The 2,910-nt window shown below is 72.5% G+C and carries 2 protein-coding genes and 1 riboswitch; both genes read right to left on the minus strand.

The window, feature by feature from the left end; genetic code table 11:
- Positions 1-33 precede the first annotated feature (33 nt).
- The gene (locus ACN6LD_RS31675) at positions 34-1,488 is read right to left on the minus strand and encodes a glycine hydroxymethyltransferase (protein WP_319192604.1); all 1,455 of its coding nucleotides are present in this window, start codon (positions 1,486-1,488) and stop codon (positions 34-36) included.
- A gap of 31 nt (positions 1,489-1,519) precedes the next feature.
- Positions 1,520-1,610, minus strand: a riboswitch (ZMP/ZTP riboswitch).
- Between the two features lie 19 nt (positions 1,611-1,629).
- Positions 1,630-2,817 (minus strand): glutathionylspermidine synthase family protein, encoded by a 1,188-nt coding sequence (locus ACN6LD_RS31680; protein ID WP_445044991.1) that lies wholly within the window; start codon positions 2,815-2,817, stop codon positions 1,630-1,632.
- Positions 2,818-2,910: the final 93 nt, after the last annotated feature.

The raw sequence follows: 2,910 nt of genomic DNA on the forward strand, positions 1-2,910 counted from the left end.
GCTGCCGCGCGGGCCGCCCGGGACGCCGCCTGGTCAGCCGAGGTCGATCTCCGGGTACAGCGGGAAGCCCGCGACCAGGTCGGTCGCCCGGCGGGAGATCTCGTCCGCGATCTTCCCGTCCAGGACGTGGGAGGCCTTCGACGGCGCGCCCGACTTCGTGGTGCCGGGCTCGGCGGCGGTGAGGACCCGGTCGATCAGGGCCGCCACCTCGTCCATCTCCGCCGTGCCGAGGCCGCGGGTGGTCAGCGCGGGGGTGCCGATGCGGATGCCGGACGTGTACCAGGCGCCGTTCGGGTCGGCCGGGATGGCGTTGCGGTTGGTGACGATGCCCGAGTCCAGCAGCGCGGCCTCGGCCTGCCGGCCGGTGAGGCCGTAGGAGGAGGCGACGTCGATCAGGTTCAGGTGGTTGTCCGTGCCGCCGGTGACCAGGCTCGCGCCGCGCCTCGTCAGGCCCTCGGCGAGGGCGCGCGCGTTGTCGACGATGCGCTGGGCGTAGTCCTGGAAGGCGGGCTGCCGGGCCTCGGCGAGGGCGACGGCCTTGGCGGCCATGACGTGCGGGAGCGGGCCGCCGAGGACCATCGGGCAGCCGCGGTCGACCTGGTCCTTGAGGGAGTCGTCGCACAGGACCATGCCGCCGCGCGGGCCGCGCAGCGACTTGTGGGTGGTCGTGGTGACGATCTGGGCGTGCGGGACCGGGTCGAAGTCGCCGGTCAGGACCTTGCCCGCGACCAGGCCCGCGAAGTGCGCCATGTCGACCATGAGGGTCGCGCCGACCTCGTCGGCGATCTCCCGCATGATCCGGAAGTTCACCAGACGGGGGTACGCCGAGTAGCCCGCGACGATGATCATCGGCTTGAACTCGCGGGCCGTCGTGCGCAGCGCGTCGTAGTCGATGAGGCCGGTGGCGGGGTCCGTGCCGTAGGAGCGCTGGTCGAACATCTTGCCGGAGATGTTCGGGCGGAAGCCGTGCGTGAGGTGGCCGCCGGCGTCCAGGGACATGCCGAGCATGCGCTGGTTGCCGAAGGCCTGGCGCAGCTCGGCCCAGTCGGCCTCGGACAGGTCGTTGACCTGGCGTGCGCCGGTCTTCTCCAGGAACGGGACCTCGACGCGGTCGGCGAGGACGGCCCAGAAGGCGACCAGGTTGGCGTCGATGCCGGAGTGCGGCTGGACGTAGGCGTGGCGGGCCCCGAAGAGCTCGCGGGCGTGCTCGGCGGCGAGCGACTCGACGGTGTCCACGTTGCGGCATCCGGCGTAGAAGCGGCGGCCGACGGTGCCCTCGGCGTACTTGTCGCTGAACCAGTTGCCCATCGCGAGGAGGGTGGCCGGGGAGGCGTAGTTCTCCGAGGCGATCAGCTTGAGCATCTCGCGCTGGTCGGCGAGCTCCTGGCCGATGGCGTCGGCGACGCGCGGCTCGACGGCGCGGACGACGTCGAGGGCGGCGCGCAGGGCGGCGGACTCGGTGGACAGGGGTGCGGAATTCTCGGGCATCGGGACCTCCGGACGTGGCGTACGGCGAGTTCGGTTCGGCCCAGGCGCACGGCACTGTCACTGCTCACGGGCCGCTCCCCGATGGTCCGTCCCATCCCAGCGCGCCAGTCACGACCCGTTCAGCAGCCTACCGGGTACGGGTCAGAGGATCACGTGCGGGACGAAGCGGGCGTACTCGTCCGTGATCAGGCCGGCCGACTCGCGGATGCCGAGGCCGGCCGACTCCCCGTCCACGACCCAGGCGCCGAGGACGACGTGGTTGCCGTCGAAGGCGGGGAGCGGGGCGAGCTGCTGGTAGCAGCAGGGCTCGTCGTCGCGGACGACGGGGTCGGCGCCCTTCTCGTGGATCGTGACGCCGGCCCCCTCACGGCCCAGCAGCGGCTTGGCGACGTAGCCGGTGGTCGCCGCGAGGTCGCGCGGGCCGTCGAGGTAGGCGGGCAGCAGGTGCGGGTGGCCGGGGTTCAGTTCCCACAGGACGGCGAGCAGCGCCTTGTTGCTGAGGAGCATCTTCCAGGCGGGCTCGATCCACAGGGTGCTGCCGGTGCCGCCGCCGTTGTCGAGGGTGTCGAGGACGTGGCCGGCGAAGCGGTCGGCGGTGAGCCATTCCCAGGGGTAGAGCTTGAAGCAGCTGCGGATGAAGCGGAGCTGTCCGTCGACGAACCGGCCGGACAGCGGGTCGAAGCCGATCTCCTCCATGGAGATCCAGTCGGTGTCCAGGCCGGCCTGTTCGGCGGTCTCCTTGAGGTAGGCGACCGTCATCAGGTCCTCGCCGAGCTCGTCGGCCGAGGAGTGCGCGAAGTAGAGGGGGTTGCCGGGCGGGAGCAGCGCGGCCTGCTTCTTCCAGGCGGCGACCAGGCGTTCGTGCAGGGAGTTCCACTGGTCGGCGCCGGGGAAGCGGTCCTCCATCCAGAACCACTGGGGGGAGGCGGCCTCGACGAGGGAGGTGGGGGTGTCGGCGTTGTACTCGAGGAGTTTCGCCGGGCCCGTCCCGTCGTAGCGGAGGTCGAACCGGCCGTAGACGGAGGGGAGTTCGGCGCGGCGCCGCCAGGCCTCGGCGACCGCCGCCGCGATCCGCGGGTCGGTGACGCCGAGGTCGGCGAGGCGGTCGGCGTCCACCAGGTGCGCGGCCGCCGCCAGGCACAGGGCGTGCAGTTCCTCGATGGTCTCCTCCAGCGCCTCGACCTCGTCGAGGGTGAAGGCGTAGTACGCGCTCTCGTCCCAGTAGGGGCGCAGGCTGCCGTCGGGGTGCCGGGTGAGGGGGTAGACGAGGCCCTGTTCCTCGACGGTCCGCTGCCAGCCGGGGCGGGGTTCGACGGTGTGACGTCGCATGGATGAGGGTGTCCTGTTCAGCCGCTCGGTCGCCGGGTCGTCGGGGGGGGGCGGGGGGGCGGGGGGTCGGGGGGGGGGGGGGGGGGGGGGGGT

Source organism: Streptomyces sp. SAS_272 (assembly GCF_052543235.1).

Coding starts and splice junctions, on each gene's coding strand:
- ACN6LD_RS31675 (WP_319192604.1), bottom strand. CDS start 1,488: ATGCCCGAGAATTCCGCACCCCTGTCCACCGAGTCCGCCGCCCTGCGC.
- ACN6LD_RS31680 (WP_445044991.1), bottom strand. CDS start 2,817: ATGCGACGTCACACCGTCGAACCCCGCCCCGGCTGGCAGCGGACCGTC.